Raw genomic sequence first — 20,894 nt, forward strand, 5'->3', positions numbered from 1 at the left:
CAAAATCTGAAGGCTTTTACTTTTATAATGTTTTACTGTTGTTTTCTGGAGTGTAATCCATGAAAATGTCACCATCAAGCTTTACCGTTTTCACTTTTTTCTTGATAGGGATCACAAGATCTGTTAATTTCTGATCTTTTTCCCAGACTGAAGGTGAGAAATGAATTTTCTCTGTTGTTCCGTCTTCATAAGATAATATCGCATCAAAAGGAATGGCAAATCCACCTACATTAGCAACGTTTACGGTAAGCAGATCGTTCATTTGTTTTGCACCTGCTACTTTTAGATCAATATAATTATTGGTATAAAACCAGTTATGGAAAAACCAGTTCAGATTTTTTCCTGAACCTGTATTCATAGAGTTGAAATAGTCCCATGGAACCGGATGTTTTCCATTCCAGTTATCCATATAATGATGTAATGCTTTTTTGAATAATTCATCCCCCAAATAATCCTTCAAAGCAAGATAAGAAAGAGAAGATTTCACATAAGAATTGCTTCCATATCCTGAACCGCTTACCTGTGTACTCATCGTAATGATAGGCTGATCCTGCTCTGATGAAGCATCATTGATCCATTTTTTAATACGGAAGTTTTTATAGAAGTTTTTGGCAGCTTCTTCTCCGTTTTCATCAATTCCGATCAAATACTCAAGTGTTGTTGCCCATCCTTCATCCATGAAAGCATATCTTGTTTCATTGATTCCCATATAGAAAGGGAAATAGGTATGTGCAATCTCGTGATCTGCCGTAAGCCTTGCGTCCTGAAGATCATCAGGAATACTTGTGTCATTGATCATCATTGGATATTCCATATCAGCATATCCCTGAATAGCTGTCATTACATTATAAGGATATTCTACACCGGGCCAGTTTTTGGAAAACCAATCCAGATTATAGCGCATCCAGTCTACATAATGTTCAAAATCTTTTGCTCCGGCTTTGTACCCTGCCTGTACACTCGCTCTTTTTGTTTTAAGCTGTACACTGGCAGCATCCCAAACATAGTGGTTACTCATTGCAAAACAAAAATCTGTAATATGGCTCGCTTTGAATTTCCATACATTCCATTTATTCTGCGTGGTTACTTTCCCGGACTTCATTTCTTGCTCTGTAGCGATATGCATTAGTTTATCGCTCTTTAATGAAGCTTTATATCTTTTCAGATACTCAGGTTGAAGTACAGCTTCTGGGTTTAGGAAATCTCCCGTTGCCCATACCACATAATTCTTAGGTGCTGTAATAGCAAAACTATAATCATTAAAATCATTATAAAACTCCTGTCTGTCAGAGTGAAGAAGCATATCCCACCCATTGTAATCATCATATACAGAAATTCTAGGGAAAGAATACGCTACATAAAAAGTATCCGGATCAATCTGTCCTTCTCTTCCACTCTGTACTGAAAGTGGATATTCCCACTCTATTTTAACCTCAGCTTTTGATTTTGACTTTAAGGCTGATTTTAATTTTACTTTTTCTACAGTTCCCCAGTCATCACTATCGATGTCGTACTTATCACCATTCACAACAAATGATTTAATCTTAAGCCCTGAGGATAAAAAATCTTTGGGAACGCCTCCTGATCTTGGAGATTCCGGCTTGTGCAGGTTATTCACAAATCGTATTGCCAGTTCATTAAGATTATCCGGACTGTTATTTGTGTAGACAATTGTTTCTTTTCCTGAAACTATTTTTGTATTGGCATCTACTTTTACCTCTACATTGTAAACTCCTTTATTCTGCCAATAGTTTTTACCGGGGGCTCCGGAGACATCTCGCGTACCTTTTTCGAAAGCTTTTTTAATATTTCTCGGCATATACAATTCCTGAGCGGAAAGTTGCAGCAATGAAACAACCATCAGCATTCCGGAAAAAATTCTCTTCATAACGATCTCTTTTTAAAGATAGGTATCAAAAATAGGGAAAATGTAACATGAAGCAGTAATTTCTTTTATAATAATGTTTTACGATGGTAATTTTTTCAGCATAAAGCTTTAAAGTCTATCCTGTTCGGAAGTCTTTTTAATTGTTTTTGCATTTTTCACAGACTGATTTCCAAAATTGAACTTCAAAGACAGTGAAAAACCCTGAGTATCGGTATAATCTAGGAAATAGTTATCCTGATTCGCATATTTCGTAGCAACCTTCTGACCTGTAGTTCTGAAAATATCTGTAACGACTAAAGCTGCTTCCAGTTTTTTATTAAAGAACTTTCGGTTCATCACAAAATAAGCATTCCACGTGCTTGAAATCCTGAAAGGTCCCTGCACTCCTCCTGAGAAATAGCGGTGTCCCACTTCCATTTTCCAATCACTGCTTTTATCCAACGTAAAACTGGTTGAAATATTGGAGTCAAGATTCCAAACTTTATTCTGATGCAACAGTCCATCTACTCCGTTGAAGTAATTTTCGTTGTGCTCCAGATTTTCAGAAATGATAATATTCCACCAAGGTTTTATCTGGAAGTTTTTATATAAACTCAGCCCATATGCCTGTCCTTTTTCAATATTTGTAAAATGATAGACAACGTTATTATTCTCCGGTACCTGATAAGATATTTCCATAGATGGATAAAGTTCTTTACGATAATAAAGATCCAAATTCCAGTTCTTCCATGAATAAGTAAGGTTAAGATTATGAATAATGGTTGCCTTCAGTTGGGGATCTCCCTGAAAGTATGAAAACAGATTATAATAAGATTTTGCAGGATTCAGCCATGAGTACGAAGGTCTGCTGATCCTTTTACCATAGGAAAATCCAAATTCATGCTTATTTTCTGTAGTATATTGTGCATAAAATGTCGGGAAGAAGTTCCAGTAATTACTTTTATTAAGATCATAAGGTTCAGAAACTACTCCTTCGAGATCTGTCATTTCCGCACGAAGACCGCCTTTAAAATTCCACTTTCCGATATTATAAGCAAGCGAGGTGTACAGTGCAAAATTGTGTTCTTTATAATCGAAGATACTACTCTTTTCAGGACGATATTGTAATTCTCCGTTTTCGTTATCCGAGAATTTTAAGGTACTGTTTGTTTTTACAAAACTATATTTTGTTCCGGACTCAAGTTCCCATTTTTCGTTTTTCCATTGATAATCTAACTGCGTGGAAAATAATTTTACATCTGCTTTATTTTGAGTCAAAAAGTGATCTTCACGAGGAAGTTCTCCGGCAAAATTCAGATGGGTTGCTACATCCTGATGTTTACTGGAATTGTTTCCTGTAAAATAATTGATCCAGGACAGGCTGCTTTTTTTATTCAGTTTTCTATCTATCTGAAAGCTGACAGAGTTGTTTGCTGAACGGGATTCATGGTCATTCAGTGTTCTATAATTTGATTCTACAATATCCTGATTATTATAAATCAAAGTTGGTACATCATAGATCCCGTAAGATTTTGGAGAAAAATACCCTGAATAGTTGAGGCTTAAGTTTGTCAGACTATCCAACTCATACTCCACATTAAAATTCAGGGTATTCTGGTTATAGTTTTTATCCTTTCTGTTCATTGTACTCATCCATTTTGTCTGGCTTTCGGGATAGTTCACATAATCGAAACCTTCTCGATAGTAAGTTCCCATTCCCTTGTAATAGCTTGCCATAACGGAGAGCTTATCCTTCTTATAATATTGCGACAATCCAAAAACTGCTTTTGCATATTGTGTCTGAACATATTTTGAAGACAGAATTCCACGATAGCCTTCTATTTTATTCTTTTTCATTACGATATTCAATACCGCGCTTCCTGCTGCTTCATATTTTGCCGGTGGATTCGTGATCACTTCTATGGATTTCACATCATCGCCTTGTGTATTTTCCAGCAGGTTTTTAAGCTCATCTCCTGTCAGCATCACTTTCTTATCATTGATTGTAACCAGAATTCCTGTACTTCCTTTTACGGTAAGGACACTATTGTTTACACTTACATTGGGGGTATTTTTTAAGATTTCCCAAGCGTTCAATGATGAAATGTTACTGTTTTCCACATTAAATTCAAGGCGGTCTACTTTTCGTTTTACCAAAGGTTTTCGCTTCGTCATTACCACTTCTTCTATTTCCTTAGCATCTTCTTTTTTAAGGATAATCTGTAAAGGTTCAGAGCTTTCAAGATTCAGATTCTTTTCAAACACAAGATACCCTTCCCGTTTTACCACAAGTTTTACATTCTGTTCAGAAAGACCTTCCAATACAAATCCGCCTTTGCCATCGGTTTTTAATTCTTTGATCAATTCATTCCCTGAATTATAAAAACCTACGTTCACCGCAGAAAGTTTTTCATTTTCTGTATTTGTCACTGTTCCGGCAAGCTTTTGCTTTTGGGCAAACATCAACATTGGAAAGCACAGAAAAAGAAGGATTTTATTCATGATTATATTTTTAAAAATGATATAAAACGGTACAATTGTTTTACAGGACAAAATTCAATATTGAGCGGGAGAATTTCGGTTAACGAAGAGTTAATGATAGGTTAATGCCATTTCTCTTAAAATAAAACGCCTGAATCAGAGACTCAGGCGTTAAAAACGATGTGTATATTTTTATGGATAAGGAATCGCTTTATCCAGTTCTATCGGGTTATAATATTTTTTGATATTCATTTGTGTCTGTTTGGTAAGCCCTGCAAACTCTTCTTTGCTTTTGATTTGTCGTCCATCAATTTTCACGGTCCAATCCGGTTGAAAATCTGTTCTCATTCTGGCATAAGGGTCATTATAAAACTCAAGGTTGAGCTTTACCCATTTTTTAAAATCTATTGTAAGGGCATCTAAAGAATAATGTTTTTCAAGAAAGCCTTTTGTATTATATGTTTTCGGGAGATTAACGTTTCTGGAAAAAGAATATACAAAGTCTTTTTTATCATCTTCCACATACAAAACCATTCCTGGCAATCCTCTGAATTTATATGGTCCCTCAGGAATATTGATGTCTGGTGTAAACCAAGCCGTCCAATTTCTTCCTCCAAATCTTGCCGTTGCTTTTTGCAGATTATAGTTATTAATCTTCTTTGTATCCGCTTCTACTTTCCACTGAATGTTATCCTCCGTTTCAAAAACATAATAATAAGGCATCATCATGATCTGCACGTAGTTTTTATTTTTATTAGAATTTCTTTTCCTGATAATGGTTTGCCCGGATTGACTTGTGTGTTGAGAAGACGTCCCTCCATGCAGGATATTAAGAGAATCACTCACCAAAAAACCGGATTCATAGAACTTTACTTCTTCAGGATTAATATCCAATATCATTTCTTCTTTTTCATAAGGAGCGTTCCTTATTGTATCTGGTCTATACTGAAGTTCATAGATGAAGCGATGAGTCTGTGCATTCATTATAGCCGCGATCAACAGCATCAGAATAATAATTTGCTTTTTCATGGAAGGTTTTTAGTTTTTAAATGTAAGAAAAACAAATAACCTAAAAGGTTAATGATAGGTTAATACTCAAAATACTATTTAAGTAAAATGTTAAAACTTTATCTTTGTTTCTGATGATATCCAAGAGTAAAAAACTGATCTATCTTTTCGCCACTTTATTCCTTTTGTTATTGGGGATACAGGTTTACTTTATGTATAAAACTTATCAGGTTAAAGAAAGAGATATCTACAGAACAATTAATGACAGAATTTCCAATTTTACCGACAGACTGGAAAATGTACATGACTCTCAGGAAATGAAAAGTGATTCTCTACAGAAAATCATTATTCAGTATTATAATAAGGAAATCAGCAAAAAGGAATTCATTCATCATTTCATGGAAGACAGAAAAGCTTCCAGGGAAAAGCTTAATCATTACGTAGATGACCGCTTAAAAAAAGATGGATACCAAATTTCTGTAAGAATTCAGTACAATTCTATTATTCACCTTCCGGATAGTACCAAAGTCATTGATAAGCCTATCATCATCTATGAAAGCAAGGATAAGGTAAAAAAACCAAAAATTACCAGTACCGGAACCTGGAGAACCTCATCTACCAAAGAACTTAAAGGAGAAGAAGAAACTAACGAGAGAGATACCTTTTTCGTAACCAGCCAGACCGATTTTGAAATTAAAAATATAAAAAGTCTTGTTTTCAAAGAGCTTACTTTACTGATTATTTGCTGTATCATCCTGCTTGTCAGCGTCCTTTTACTGTATATTTCCACAATTAAAAACCTCATTAAACAACAGAAGCAGGTAGAAGTTCTCCACACTATTGTGGATAATATTTCCCACGAATTTAAAACGCCTATTGCTACGTTAAAAATAGCTTCCAAAACACTGAAAAAAGGCTGGAATCCTGAAACACTTCCACTTATTGACCGACAAATTTCACGATTGGAAAATCTGATGCTACAATTGCATAAAGATGAGATTCCTGATGAGATAATTGCCGTAACTCCGGAGGATTGGGATTTCTTCATTCAGGATTTGGCATTTACTTATCCACAAATAGATTTTAAATCTGAAAATAAAGTTTCGGAAATACTTCCTTTTGATAAAAACCTCATGGAGACTGTTATTAAGAACCTTTGTGAAAACAGCATAAAATATGGAGCTTCCGCTGTTTCTGTAAACACGAATATACTTTCTCAACATCTTGAAATCAAAGTTTCTGATAACGGGCAAGGTATGGAAAGCAGAGAATTAAAAAATATCTTTGAAAAATTCTACAGAATACAATCCAATAATATTCACAACAGCAAAGGACTAGGGCTAGGACTTTATTTTGTAAAGAAAATAATAACCTCTTATCATGGTAAAATAGATGTTTCCAGCCAGCTTGGAAAAGGAAGTACCTTTAAAATATCCATACCTTATGAAAACTAAAATACTTCTGGCGGAAGACGATCCTGACTTTGGAATGATCCTTAAACAATATCTTGAACTGGAAGATTTTGAGGTTGACTGGTTTCAAAATCCGGAAGAAATTCTTCCTCTTCTCTCTTCTGATTTTACTTTTCATATGGGAATTCTGGATGTAATGATGCCTAATATTGACGGGTTTTCACTTGCCAAAATGATCTTAAAAGAGAAAAAAGATTTTCCGCTTTTATTTTTAACTGCAAAAAATCAAAAGATAGACCGATTAACGGGACTGAAGATGGGAGCTGATGATTATATTGCTAAACCCTGCGATCCTGAAGAGCTGGTATTAAGAATTAAAAATATTATTAAAAGAGCTACGCCTTCAATAATGGAAAGCCATGTGAATATCGGGCAATATTCTTTGGATACAAAAAAACTGCTGCTTTCTCACCCTCACGGAAATGTAAGAATGACCATTCGTGAACAGGAACTTCTTTTATATCTGTTGAAGCATAATCATTCCACCATTACCAGAGATGAGATTCTTGATCAGCTTTGGGAAACCAATGATTATTTTACAGGAAGAAGCCTGGATGTATTTATCAGCAGACTCAGAAAATATTTCAGCCATGATCCGGAAGTAAAAATCCAATCCCTCAGAGGAATTGGATTTGAAATTGATTTTCCAGTCAATTCATATTAAAGAGAAAGTTCTACCAGAACCGGAAAATGATCTGATGGATACAGTAAATTTTCTCTTGTATCATTGATATGTCTGTGTGATTTAATTTTAAAACCATTGGTAAAGATGTAGTCAATTCTTTCTTTTGGAATTTCATTAACATTAAAAGCCGTGAAAGTTCCTACCGGTCCGTAATGTTTGGTTTCAGAGTGGTAAAAAGTATCTTTCATGTTTTGAGAAAGTATTTTAATTGGTTCTGAATCTTCTGTCAGGTTAAAATCTCCGCTTAAAGTTACTGGTAGATTTTTCGGATTAAGTTCCTTGATCTTTTTCAGGATCAGTTCGGAAGATTTTACTCTTGCCACATTCCCGATATGATCAAAATGAAGGTTCATCGCAAGAAATTCTTTTTTGGATTTTTTATCTTTAAAAATGGCATAGGTACAAATTCTGTTCAATGCAGCATCCCATCCTTTCGAAGGTTTCTCTGGGGTTTCCGATAGCCAGAACGTCCCAGATTTTACAACTGAAAGTCTGTTTGTATCATAAAAAATAGCGGAAAACTCTCCTTTTTCTTTACCATCATCTCTTCCTACTCCGACATAATCGTAGTTCTTTAATCCGTTTTTAATATCCTTCATCTGCTCGGGAAGTGCTTCCTGAACTCCAAAATAATCGGGATGATAATATGTTAACAGATCGGCAACATCCTGCTTTCTCTCTGTCCATGCATTTTCTTTATCCGAAGCTACATTTAGCCTGATATTAAAACTCATTACGGTAAGGTCTTGTGAAAATCCCAGTGCAAAAAACATCAGGAAGATCATTGAAAGTCTGAAATTCATAGTCTATTTTATCAATTTGAGACAAAAATAAGACTTCTCTATGACAGAGAAGTCTTATTCATATCATTATATTGTTAAATTATTTTAAAACAGAGAAAAAAATAGACTTTATTCTTTGTTAAACTTAAATTCTTTCCCTCCTTCTTTGAGGGTAATCGACTTTTTATCTTTACTGAAAACAATCGTCATATTGCCTTTTTCAAAATAAAAGGTATTATCACCGTTGTATTCAAAAGGAAATTCCATGCTTCCATCTGCTGCGGCTCCATAAAGTTGTCCATTTTTTTCTTTAAACAAAATTTTAAGATTACTCTTAGGGTCTGCATAAGTTCCTATAAAATCTTTAACATTAATTTTATCAATCTGTTTTGCTGTAGAAGCTGACCAGATATTATTTTTCATATTAATGTCCGGAACTACAGAATCAGGATCAAGCTTTACCTGATCTATTTCTTTATTAGAATCTACCTTGAAGGTCCATTCTGTGTTTCTTTTCCAAACCTCAACAGGTATTTTAACAACTTTGGTTGTTCCGTCTTTAAATTTCACTTCTACGGTAGTAGGCATAGGCATCTGCTCAAGATTCTGAACAGTAATTTGTGCTCCGTTTTTGAAATCTCCGTTGATATATTTTACATTTTTAACAGCCTGATCAATCTTCCATTTGTTGATAAACCATCCTCTCCAGAACCAATTAAGCTCTTCGCCGGAAACATTTTCCATAGTATGAAAGAAGTCCCAAGGTGTAGGATGTTTGAATGCCCAACGATCAATATAAGTTTTAAAAGCTTTATCAAATTTTTCAGGACCCAAAACGGCTTCTCTTAAAACAGCCATCCCAGTTCCCGGTTTATAATATGCCAAAGCTCCGATATTTCTCTCTCTCATATTATCTGGTCCTACCATAATAGGTTCAAGGTTGTCACTCATCAGAAGAGATCCGGACATGGCAAGGTTTTCTTTGGTATAATATTCACCATTATTGAAAGCTTTTGTGGATAGCCCATTGATAAATGTATTAAATCCTTCGTCCATCCAGGCAAATAAACGTTCATTAGACCCTACGATCATAGGAAACCAATTGTGCCCGAACTCATGATCCGTTACTCCCCACAAATCTTCACCTTTAGAATCCATATGACAGAAAACAATTCCCGGATATTCCATTCCGCCCTCATTTCCTGCAACATTGGTAGCTGCCGGATAAGTATATTCGTACCATTTTCCTGAATAATGTTCTATGGCAGCTTTAGTATATTCTGTAGACCTTCCCCATGCCTTATCGCCAGCGCTTTCTACAGGATATGCAGAAATAGCTAATGATTTTTTACCGCTTGGAAGATTTATTTTAGCGGCATCCAAAATAAATGCTTTGGAAGATGCCCAGGAAAAATCTCTTGCCTGATTGATTCTAAACTTCCAGGTCTTTGTTCCTGTAGCTACATTTTTTCCAATTTCGGATTCAGGGCGTATCATGATGGTCTTATCGCTGCTTCTTGCCTGATTCCACCTGTTGATTTCCTCTTTACCGTACACTTCCTTTTCATTAAGAAGTTCCCCGGATGCTACCACATAATGACTTGCAGGGACGGTTATATTGGCTGTTATATTTCCGTATTCTAAAAAGAATTCAGAAGCTCCTACATAAGGCAGTGTATTCCATCCTGTAATGTCATCATACACACACATTCTCGGATACCATTGAGCAATCGTAAAAATGGCACCATTCTTTGTATCCTGCACTCCCATTCTGTCTGATCCATACTCAGGAGAAACAAAAGAATATTCAATACTGATTTTAGCAACTCCGCCTTTATCTTTTAATTCCTTTTGCAGATCAATCTGCATTCTTGTATCGGTGATGGTATATTTTACAACTTTACCGTCTACTTTAACTGATTTAATATTGTATCCCCCGTTAAAATCTTCACCATGAGCGCCGTTTCTACTTCCAGATAAAGGAACAACACCATTCCCTCGGGAATCTTTTGCAAACAGATTCTGATCTAGCTGTAACCAGAGAAAGCCTAGTTTATCAGGGCTATTATTTTTGTAAGTGATTTCAGCTGTTCCTGCAATTTCTTTTTTATTTTCATTTAAAGTTACATTCAAATGATAGTCGGCTGAATTTTGCCAATATGCATGTCCTGGTTGCCCGCTGGCAGAACGGGTTTCTGTTCCTGTTTGCGGATAGAAAAAAGGTTTAAATGCTTCTACATAATCATATTTTGATGCCTCCTGCGCATAAAATGATTCTGAGAAAAGGAAAGCAGCAATGGTAGAAATAAGTACCGGAAGTTTACAATTCATCTCAAAAGTTTTTACATAGGTAAACAAAACTCCCGGATTTATCACAAATCCGGGAGCCTTTTTCAGTATAAATTTAATTAATTTGATTTTTTTGCTTTAATCATTGCTTCCAATGCATCCCACATTTCACTTGGAATTGCTTCAAGCATATTAAATTCTCCTGCACCCTGTAGCCATTCTCCACCATCAATAGTAACAACTTCACCGTTCATATAGGCAGAATAATCAGAAACAAGATATGCGGCAAGGTTTGCAAGCTCCTGATGCTCTCCTACTCTTCTCAACGGCACTTTCTTTTTCATATCAAATTTTTCCTGAAGATCTCCTGGAAGAAGTCTGTCCCAAGCTCCTTTGGTAGGGAAAGGTCCTGGAGCAATCGCATTGAAACGGATTCCATATTTTGCCCACTCTACTGCTAAAGATCTCGTCATTGCCAAAACACCGGCTTTCGCACAGGCAGATGGAACTACGTATGCAGAACCTGTCCATGCGTAAGTAGTTACAATATTCAATACTGTTCCTTGAGTTTTAGAATCTATCCAATGTTTTCCTACAGAAAGTGTACAGTTTTTTGTTCCTTTTAAAACAATATCTAAAATAGAGTCAAAAGCTGAGTGTGTAAGCTTTTCTGTTGGAGAAATAAAGTTTCCGGCAGCATTATTTAGTAAAATATCAATTTTACCGAATTCTTTTAAAGTCGCTTCTTTCATTGCTTCTACCTCATCCCAATTTCTTACATCACAAGCTACACAAAGAACTTTTCCTCCGGTTTCATCTTCAAGCTCTTTTGCTGTAGTCTGTAATTTTTCCAAGTTTCTGGAGGTGATCACTACTTTAGCTCCAAGCTCAAGAAAGTATTTGGTCATTGCTTTTCCAAGACCGCTTCCGCCTCCTGTTACAATCGCTACTTTATCTTTTAGTGCACCTTCGCGCAACATGGGTTGTGTATATAGACTCATAAAATATTTTTTCTTAAAAATAATAAATATTGAATGGATATGGTTTAAAATAACAGCATAAATAATGTTATAAATAATATTCGTTGATTTTTATTTAATTTTATCTCATAATAATCCATCTGTACATGAAAAATCCGGGAACTCCTGTTTTATTAGCATTACTTTTTTTAAGTATTTATTCTAAGGCTCAAAATTTCGAAAGACTCTATCAATATGTAAATCCCTTAATCGGGACGGAAAAAATGGGACATACTTATCCGGGAGCCACTGTTCCTTTCGGAGCAATACAACTAAGCCCGGAGACAGATACCATTTCCTACGAACTGAATGGGAAATATAATGGCGAAGTATATAAATATTGTGCCGGCTATCGATATGAGGATAAGACTATTGTGGGTTTCAGCTCTACTCATTTCAGCGGAACTGGTCATTCCGACCTTGGAGATTTTCTGATTATGCCTACTGTAGGAACATTACAACTTAACTCCGGAACAGCTACAAATCCTGAAAAGGGTTACAGAAGCAGATTTTCACATCAAAACGAAAAAGCCGCCGCAGGTTATTATCGCGTGAAGCTTGAAGATCATGATATTGTTGCAGAATTAACGGCAACACAAAGAGTTGGGGTACATCGATATACTTTTCCGAAATCTGATCAGTCTCACATCATTTTAGATCTTATGGCTGGAATTTATAATTATGACGGAAAAAATATCTGGACGTATGCCCGTGTAGAAAATGGAAATACAGTTACCGGATACAGGCAAACCAATGGCTGGGCAAGAACAAGAACTGTTTATTTTGCGATGAAATTTTCAAAACCATTCAAATCTTATGGACAGAAAAATTATGATGAAAAACAAATTTATAAAGGGTTCTGGAGAAAATTTGACCAGAATAAAAACTTTCCGGAGATCGCAGGCAGGAATCTGAAAATGTATTTTGATTTTGAAACCAATGAAAGTGAATCTATTGAGGTAAAACTTGCCATTTCACCTGTAAGTCAGGCAAACGCATTAGAAAACCTTGAAAAAGAAGCCGGAGATTTAACATTTGATCAGATTAAAGCAAAAGCACAACAGGATTGGGATAAGGAATTAAATAAAATCATCATTAAAGGTTCTGAAACTCAAAAGAACAATTTCTATACAGCTATGTACCATACTTTCATCAATCCGACGGTTTATATGGACGTCAATGGAGAATATAAAGGTCTGGATCAAAATGTTCATAAAGCAGAAAACTTCACCAATTATACTACGTTTTCCCTTTGGGATACTTACCGAGCCCTTCACCCGTTCTTTAATATCATTCAGCCTAAACGGAATAGTGATATGGTAAAATCGATGATGGCTCATTACAATCAATTTTCTATGAAAATGCTTCCGATATGGTCACATTATGCCAATGACAATTGGTGTATGAGTGGTTACCACAGTGTAAGTGTCGTAGCAGATGCTATTATTAAAGGAAATTATGACGGTGATCCTAAAGAAGCATTGAAAGCCTGTGTTGCCACTGCCAATAAAAGGGATTATGAAGGCATTGGGCAATATATTGACCTTGGATATATTCCGGCTGAAAAAAATGGCACTTCAGTCTCCAATACCTTGGAATATGCTTATGACGATTGGGCTATTGCTCAACTGGCAAAGTATTTAGGAGAGACAGAAATTTACAATCAGTTTATCAAGCGTTCCAAGAACTGGAAGAATAATTTCGATAAAACAATCGGCTTCATGCGTCCTCGTCTCGCTGATGGAAGCTTTAAGAAAGATTTTGATGTATTAAGCACCCATGGACAGGGATTCATTGAAGGAAATTCCTGGAACTACAGTTTTTTTGTTCCACAAAATCCGGCTGAACTTATTACAATGATGGGAGGCAAAAAGAAATTTGCTTCTAAACTGGACGAACTGTTTACTATGCATTTACCTGATGAGTTTTTTGCAGATACCGAAGATATTACCCGAGAAGGAATTATTGGAGGTTACGTTCATGGAAATGAGCCGGCACATCATGTGGCATATCTTTACAATTGGGCTGGGCAACCGTGGAAAACGCAGTCACAGATTCGTCATATTCTGGAAATGCAGTATAAAGCAACTCCTGATGGATTAGGCGGCAATGATGATACGGGGCAAATGAGTGCATGGTATATTTTAAGTTCGTTAGGTTTTTATCCGGTTGCTCCAGGTTCACAAGATTATTCCATCGGAAGCCCGGCGGTTGATCATGCTGTTTTAAATTTAGAAAATGGGAAAACTTTTGAAATTGAAGCCATCAATCAAAGTCCACAAAATGTATATGTTCAAAAGATTCTTCTCAATGGAAAGGAGATTAAGGATTTTATATTGAAGCATTCTGAAATTATGAAGGGCGGAAAGCTTAGTTTCTATATGGGAAACAAAGCTAAAAAATAAGGACACTTAGAATTCTAAATAATCTCTTGCAGATTATACAGATAGAGCAGATGATTATGTTTTAAAATCTGCGTAATCTGTGTGATCTGCGAGAAATAAAACTATTATTTAGAACTACATTATTAATAAGTTTTTAGCTAAAGCCAATGGAATATATGAAATAAAAAAAGCGGGCTAAAGCCCGCTTCTATTGAATTTTATATGATTTTATTCCCGTTCTTCAAAAAGCAATCTCTCTCCAAACTTCTCTTCAGTAATTGTTCCGTTATCATAAACCAGATGTCCGTTTACAAAAGTATGGGTAACTTTTGTGTGGAAATTACTTCCTTCTAACGGGCTCCAACCACATTTGTATAATAAATTATCTTTTGAAACCGTCCAATCAGCATTTAAATCTACCAACACAAGATCTGCTTTATAGCCCTCTTTCACAAATCCTCTTTTCTCTACTCTGAAAAGGATTGCAGGATTATGACTCATTTTTTCAACAATCTTCTCAAGAGATATTTTTCCGTTTTTGTAATTCTCTAACATTACAACCAATGAATGCTGTACCAATGGGGCGCCTGAAGGACATTTCGTGTATACGTTATTCTTTTCTTCAGCCGTATGTGGAGCGTGATCTGTAGCAATAACATCTATTCTGTCATCCAGCAAAGCCTCCCAAAGAGCGTCTTTATCTTTTTGCGTCTTTACTGCAGGGTTCCATTTGATCAAGCCGCCTTTTGTTTCATAATCTTCATTCGTAAAAGTCAGGTGATGTACACATACCTCAGCTGTGATCTTTTTATCTTTTAATGGAATATCATTTCTGAAAAGTTCCATTTCTTTGGCTGTTGAAAGATGGAATACGTGAAGTCTCGCTCCTGTTTTCTGAGCTAGTTCAATAGCTTTGGAAGAAGACTTATAACAAGCTTCCTCACTTCTGATCAGATGGTGAAATTTTACAGGAATATCATCACCATACTCATCCATATATTTCTGAGTATTGGCTCTTATGGTAGCTTCATCTTCGCAGTGAACAGCGATCAACATTTTAGTATTACTGAAAATATTTTCCAGTGTTTCAGGATTATCTACCAACATGTTTCCGGTAGATGAACCTAAGAATAATTTAATTCCCGGAACATTTCTTGGGTTTGTTTTTAAAACTTCCTCAAGGTTATCATTCGTTCCTCCCATCATAAAACCATAATTGGCATATGCCTTTTGAGAAGCAATTACATATTTATCAGCTAATAGTTCCTGGGTAACTGCATTAGGAACAGTATTTGGCTGATCGATAAAACTTGTTATTCCTCCAGCAATTGCAGCTCTTGATTCACTTTCAATATCTCCTTTATGGGTAAGCCCAGGCTCACGGAAATGCACCTGATCATCAATCACTCCCGGTAAAAGATATTTTCCGGAACCGTCAATAATCTGGTCTGCATCTTCAGAAATACCAGTTGCTATTTTGGAAATTAAATCATTTTCTATTAAGATATCGCTCTCAAAGGTCTTCCCTTCATTGACGATATTTACATTTTTGATTAGGGTCTTCATTTTACTTTTTAGAATTATATTAGATCGTAAAAGACAACACTTTAGAAATATTTATGAGAACTAAAAAAGACAGTTACTAATTTTCAATTTCTAAAATCCGACTTCTATAAAAAGCAAAATTAAGGTTTATGAATGAATTTTAATATCACCCGTTACAAATCAATTTCTAAATATTTACATTTGCATAAAATTTTTCGAATTGTATAAGAAATTATTTGGACAGACGGCAGTATATGGATTAAGTTCTGTATTAGTACGAATTTTCCCTTTTATCATTGCTCCAATTGTCACCTCATTTTTCGGACCTGCAGCCTCATCTCCATTTGTAGACTGGTATTCTATTGCAGGAGTAATCACCGTATTACTGACTCACGGAATGGAAACCTCTTTCTTCCGCTTTGCACAGGAAGAGAATATCGATAAGAAAACATTGATTTCAACATGTTCGGTAAGTATTATCAGTATTGGTCTTATTTATCTTATTTTAGGATATGTTTTCCGCTATCAGCTGGCACAGGCATTTGAAACACCAGATCAGGTCAATTTCCTTGTTATCTTTTTGTTTATTCTTTCATTGGATGCTTTTGCCACCATTCCATCAGCAATTCTAAGACTTCAGGGCAAGCCTTTTAAATATATGCTTTCAAAAGTAGCAGGATCAACTGTCTATTTTCTATTGGTATTATTTTTTATCAAATGGCTCCCAAAACATCCTGAAGGAATACTAGGCTTAAAATACAATCCTGATTTTGGAATCGGATATGTTTTCGTAGCCAATCTTATACAAAGTATCATCACCCTTTTAATCGTAGGAAAAGAATTCTTCAGCTTCAGTTTTTCTAAGTTTGATTTCAACTTATGGAAAAGAATTATGAATTATTCATGGCCCGTTATGATTGCAGGTCTTGCCGGTATTGTAAATCAAACCTTAGATAGACAGTTTCTGAAATATCTACTACCTGAAGAAGAAGCACGTCACCAGATCGGTGTATATGGTGCAGTCTATAAAATTGCAACTTTTATTACCGTTTTCAGACAGGCATATCAATTGGGAATAGAACCTTATTTCTTCTCAAGTTTCAAAAACAAAGATTCTCATAAAACCTACGCTGTACTGATGGATGTTTTTGTCATTTGTAGCTGTATTATTTATATGGGACTTATGGTAAACCTTCAATGGATTTCAGAAAAATATCTTGGGAACCCTCTTTATTATGAAGGGATTAAAATCATTCCTTTTGTAATGCTCGGAGCTTTGTTCTTAGGAATTTATCTAAATCTTTCTATATGGTATAAGCTTTCAGATCAGACAAGAGTTGGGTTGTACATCTCTATTATTGGAGCATGCATTACTATTTTAATCAATTTCCTTTTTATTCCTCAATATGGATATTGGGCAAGTGCCATGGCTGCTTTGATAACCTTTACCTCTATGATGGTGATTTCCTACATCTGGGGACAAAGGCAATACCCTATTCATTATAACACAGGAAAAATAGTAATGTATCTTGCCTTTACTATTACTTTTTCGTTATTATCTTTCTATGAGTTCAGAACCAATTATCTGATAGGAAATCTTTTCCTTATTTTATTTCTGTGTCTCGTAGCATTCAAAGAAAAGGCTATATTATCTAAAATTATTAAACGAGGGTAAAAATTGGTCTCTCTTTTGATAGCTTTTAAGCTTAAAAAACATTAAACAGAGTAGTTAGATATAATAACTATTACGTCTGTAGGACGTTTTAATTACTGTATTTAACAAAAAATAAACTATATATAAACAAAAAACATTGTTATATCATCTATGAAAATTATTGTTCCTATGGCTGGACGTGGTTCCAGATTACGTCCACATACACTGACAGTTCCAAAACCTCTTATTCCTATTGCAGGAAAACCTATCGTACAGAGATTAGTGGAAGATATTGCTAAAGTTGCGGGAGAAGAAATTGAAGAAGTAGCATTTATCATCGGAGATTTTGGTCCGGAGATTGAAAAGTCTCTTCTTCAGATTGCTGAAAAACTGGGGGCAAAAGGAAGCATATATTATCAGAACGATCCTCTTGGAACAGCTCATGCAATCAAGTGTGCAGAGCAATCTATGCAGGGAGATGTGGTTATCGCTTTTGCTGATACACTTTTCCGTGCAGACTTCCAATTAGATAAAAACTCAGATGGAGTAATCTGGGTGAAAAGCGTAGAAGATCCATCTGCTTTCGGAGTGGTAAAACTGGATAACTATGGTTTCATCACAGACTTTGTTGAAAAACCAAAAACATTCGTATCAGATCTTGCTATCATTGGGATCTACTATTTCAACAGCGCTGAAAAACTGATGAATGAAATTAATTATATCATGGATAATGATATTAAAAACGGAGGAGAGTATCAATTAACAACAGCTTTAGAAAACCTTAGATCGAAAGGAGCTAAGTTTACTTTAGGCAAAGTAAATGACTGGATGGACTGCGGTAACAAAAATGCTACAGTAGAGACCAACAGTAAGATACTTGCCTATGAGAAGGAAGAAATGGCTCAATATCCGGCATCCGCTGTTATTGAAAACTCCTTGATTATTCAACCGTGCTTTATCGGAGAAAATGTTAAGATTTCCAACTCTAAAGTAGGACCTGGCGTTTCATTAGGAAACAACACCACGGTTGTAAACTCTAATATTGAAAACTCTTTAATTCAGGAAAACACGAGAATCAACCATGGTAACCTTTCCAATTCTATGATTGGTAACTCTGCTCAATATTTCGGAGTAGCAAGAGAAATTTCTTTGGGAGATTACTCAGTTTTAGATTTTCTTTCAAAATAAACAAGATTAGAAATTCTTTAATTTAAATTAAGATATCATCAAACCACACAAAATGTTTTGTGTGGTTTGGCGTTAATATTGCACCGTATTTTTTTAATTAAAAAAGATAAATACATGAAAAATTGGATTCCACTTCTTTTATTACTCCTTTCGTTGTCATCATGTAAGACCCGTAATGCTGTAAAAAATGATACAGACAACAAACGGGATAGTATTACAACAACAGAAGATAATCGAAATCCAAAAGACGTAAACCAACCAGTAAGAGATAAACTTACTTTTTACGAACATGTATTGATTCCACCAAAATTCGATCAAATAAAAATTGACAGCAAAGTTCGCGTGGAAACAGGCAGTTTTGTTCCAACATTAGACGCTACTATTTATATTGAAAATGATAAAAAGGTCTGGATGAATCTGAGAGCTCTTTTCATTAATGTAGCAAGAGGAATTGCAACCCCAGAAGGAATAAAAGGACAAGATAAAACAAGTAAAACGTATATCGATTCCGATTTTGAATATCTAAACAATCTATTAAACGTTAATTTCATTGATTATAAATCTCTGGAAAAAATTCTCTTAGGAAGAACTTTTGTAAAGATCAGCGATTCACAATTTACCTTAACACAAAATGCTCAAGGATATAAAATGGTTTCCAATGTAAACCAAAAAATTGTCACGGATGAGAAAACCAGAGAATACAAAATTGCCCTTCAGTACGATACCAATTATGATTTATTAAGCGTCAATCTAAAGGATGTTTTATCCCCTGATGAATTAGAAATATCTTACAGTGACTGGAATGAATACAATGGAATTCGCCTTCCGCAAAATGTTAAAATAATTATAAAAGGCTCAAAATCCAGTCAAATTTTACTAGAAAATACGAAATTTGACTTTTCGAGGATGGAAACACCTTATTCTGTACCATCCAGTTATAAGAAAATTGAGATTAAATGATTAAAAAATTTAGCTTTTTAATAGGTGTTCTTCTGTTCGGGCTGCACCAAGGGCAGCAGAAAAAGGAACAATTGCAAAAACAGAACGCCGAACTTAAAAAACAAATTGCACAGATAAATACGGATTTAGCTAAAACAAGAAGCGAGTCCAAACTTTCCATAGCCTATCTTACCAGCGTTAATCAAAAGCTGGTTTTAAGAGAAAAAGTCTACAATAATACTCAGAAAGAAAAGAGATTTATTGAAGATGATATTTATCTTCGTCAGCTTGAGATCAATCGCCAGAATAAAGAATTGGCGGTTCTCAGAAAAAATTATGCTGAAGTTTTGGTAAACGCTTATAAAAATAAAGGGGTACAGAATAAAGTAACCTTCATTCTTTCTTCAAAAAATCTGGGCGAGGCAATACGAAGAGTACAATACCTAAAGCAATACTCAGACTATCAGGATAAAAAAGCGGCTGAAATATCTGATGCAGCTAATCAAATCAAAAAATCAATTACTCAAAAACAAAACTCTGTAAAAGAGAAAGAAAACCTTCTGCTAAATCAACAAAAGGATTTAGCAACTATAAATGCGGAAAGAGCTCAAAAAGAGCAATTGGTAGCTGATTTTAAAAAGAATGAATCCAAGCTTACTGCCGAACTGAAACAAAAACAGGTTCAATCCAAAGCTCTTGAGGGACAGATCAGAGCCATTATTGCTGAAGAAATCAGAATAGCAAAAGCTGAAGAAGAAGCAAGAAAAAAAGCAGAAGCAGAAAAAATACGTTTAGCTAAACTAGCTGCAGAAAGAGAAAAAGCAAGAATTGAAGCTGAAGCAAAAGCAAGAGCTGAAGCACTTGAAAGAGAAAGAAGAATAGCTGAAGCTGAAGCAAAAAGAGCAGCAGAACTTGCTGCAAAAAGAGCTGAAGAAGAAAGAAAACGTAATGAAGAAGCCGCAAGAGCTGAAGCCAATGCAAGAGACGAAGCAAGAAAAGTTGCAGCGAAAAAAGCTTCTGATGAAGCAGCAGCCAATGCAAAAGCAGCAGCAGATAAATTAGCAGCAGCCAGAGCAGCTGAAGCAGCCCTTGCGAAAAGAAAAGAAGAAGAGAAAAAAGCTGCAGAATCGAAAGCTATGACAAGCTATGGCGTAACTACAGCTGCCGGAAGCAGCTTTGCCGATAACAGAGGAAGGCTTGGTTATCCAGCAGACAGAGCCGGACAGATCACTCACCGCTTCGGAAGACAACCACACCCGGTTTTCAAAAATATTACAGAAGAAAATAACGGTATTAAAATTTCTGTTCCATCCGGAACCCGCGCAAAATCGGTATATCCGGGATCGGTATCTTCTGTATTAGCAAATAATGACGGAACCAAAACGGTGATCATTAAACACGGAAGCTATTTTACTATTTATTCCAACTTAGGAAGTGTAAGTGTTTCCAAAGGACAGCAGGTTTCTTCAGGAACTCCTGTAGGAACTGTAGCTCAGGATTTTGATGGTGCTTATACCCTTGATTTCCAAGTATGGAACGGAAGTACACCAGTTGATCCACTAGGTTGGATTTCATATTAAA

The 20,894-nt window shown here is 35.5% G+C and carries 14 protein-coding genes; 7 read left to right on the forward strand and 7 right to left on the reverse strand.

Annotated features, from left to right (window positions below):
* Positions 1-22 precede the first annotated feature (22 nt).
* From BBI01_RS04055 to BBI01_RS04065, 3 genes are all read right to left on the reverse strand, one after another.
* Complete coding sequence (locus BBI01_RS04055) at positions 23-1,888, reverse strand: M1 family metallopeptidase (RefSeq protein ID WP_065393421.1); 1,866 nt, start codon at positions 1,886-1,888, stop codon at positions 23-25.
* A gap of 108 nt (positions 1,889-1,996) precedes the next feature.
* A complete protein-coding gene (locus BBI01_RS04060; RefSeq protein ID WP_065393422.1) occupies positions 1,997-4,369 on the reverse strand; it encodes a TonB-dependent receptor in 2,373 nt (790 codons plus the stop codon).
* 171 nt (positions 4,370-4,540) lie between these two features.
* A complete protein-coding gene (locus BBI01_RS04065) occupies positions 4,541-5,377 on the reverse strand; it encodes a GLPGLI family protein (protein WP_083190008.1) in 837 nt (278 codons plus the stop codon).
* A 113-nt stretch (positions 5,378-5,490) separates the two neighbouring features.
* Between BBI01_RS04065 and BBI01_RS04070 the strand changes: the two genes are divergently transcribed.
* Entirely contained in the window at positions 5,491-6,810 is a 1,320-nt protein-coding gene (locus tag BBI01_RS04070) for a sensor histidine kinase (RefSeq protein ID WP_065393423.1), read from the forward strand.
* On the forward strand, positions 6,800-7,492 hold the full coding sequence (locus BBI01_RS04075) for a response regulator transcription factor (RefSeq protein ID WP_065393456.1): 693 nt from the start codon (positions 6,800-6,802) through the stop codon (positions 7,490-7,492). Before BBI01_RS04070 ends, BBI01_RS04075 begins: the two co-directional genes overlap by 11 nt.
* Here the strand turns inward: BBI01_RS04075 and BBI01_RS04080 are convergent.
* The 3 genes from BBI01_RS04080 to BBI01_RS04090 form a co-directional block, all read right to left on the reverse strand.
* The gene (locus BBI01_RS04080; protein ID WP_065393424.1) at positions 7,489-8,316 is read right to left on the reverse strand and encodes an endonuclease/exonuclease/phosphatase family protein; all 828 of its coding nucleotides are present in this window, start codon (positions 8,314-8,316) and stop codon (positions 7,489-7,491) included. The genes BBI01_RS04075 and BBI01_RS04080 overlap by 4 nt on opposite strands.
* 108 nt (positions 8,317-8,424) lie before the next feature.
* Positions 8,425-10,626 carry a M1 family metallopeptidase gene (locus BBI01_RS04085; protein ID WP_065393425.1) on the reverse strand — a complete coding sequence of 734 codons (2,202 nt, stop codon included), beginning with the start codon at positions 10,624-10,626 and terminating at the stop codon, positions 8,425-8,427.
* Between the two features lie 77 nt (positions 10,627-10,703).
* Complete coding sequence (locus BBI01_RS04090; RefSeq protein WP_065393426.1) at positions 10,704-11,585, reverse strand: SDR family oxidoreductase; 882 nt, start codon at positions 11,583-11,585, stop codon at positions 10,704-10,706.
* Between the two features lie 125 nt (positions 11,586-11,710).
* Here BBI01_RS04090 and BBI01_RS04095 point away from each other — a divergent pair, with 125 nt between their 5' ends.
* Entirely contained in the window at positions 11,711-14,008 is a 2,298-nt protein-coding gene (locus BBI01_RS04095) for a GH92 family glycosyl hydrolase (RefSeq protein WP_083190009.1), read from the forward strand.
* A 207-nt stretch (positions 14,009-14,215) separates the two neighbouring features.
* Here BBI01_RS04095 and BBI01_RS04100 read toward each other — a convergent pair whose 3' ends face one another.
* Positions 14,216-15,553: a dihydroorotase gene (locus BBI01_RS04100; protein WP_065393427.1), complete on the reverse strand. Its 1,338-nt coding sequence runs from the start codon at positions 15,551-15,553 to the stop codon at positions 14,216-14,218.
* A gap of 199 nt (positions 15,554-15,752) precedes the next feature.
* Between BBI01_RS04100 and BBI01_RS04105 the strand changes: the two genes are divergently transcribed.
* The 4 genes from BBI01_RS04105 (at position 15,753) to BBI01_RS04120 (ending at position 20,893) form a co-directional block, all read left to right on the forward strand.
* Entirely contained in the window at positions 15,753-17,207 is a 1,455-nt protein-coding gene (locus tag BBI01_RS04105) for a lipopolysaccharide biosynthesis protein (RefSeq protein ID WP_065393428.1), read from the forward strand.
* A gap of 150 nt (positions 17,208-17,357) precedes the next feature.
* Positions 17,358-18,374, forward strand: coding sequence for a sugar phosphate nucleotidyltransferase (locus BBI01_RS04110; RefSeq protein WP_065393429.1), 1,017 nt, complete (start codon positions 17,358-17,360; stop codon positions 18,372-18,374).
* Positions 18,375-18,488: 114 nt separating this feature from the next.
* Entirely contained in the window at positions 18,489-19,334 is an 846-nt protein-coding gene (gene lolB1, locus BBI01_RS04115; RefSeq protein ID WP_065393430.1) for a lipoprotein insertase outer membrane protein LolB1, read from the forward strand.
* Positions 19,331-20,893, forward strand: a complete 1,563-nt coding sequence (locus BBI01_RS04120) for a M23 family metallopeptidase (protein ID WP_065393431.1) — start codon at positions 19,331-19,333, stop codon at positions 20,891-20,893. Before lolB1 ends, BBI01_RS04120 begins: the two co-directional genes overlap by 4 nt.
* The last annotated feature ends 1 nt before the right edge of the window (position 20,894 follow it).

It is taken from the genome of Chryseobacterium artocarpi (genome assembly GCF_001684975.1).
In the GTDB taxonomy this organism is placed as follows: Bacteria; Bacteroidota; Bacteroidia; order Flavobacteriales; family Weeksellaceae; genus Chryseobacterium; species Chryseobacterium artocarpi.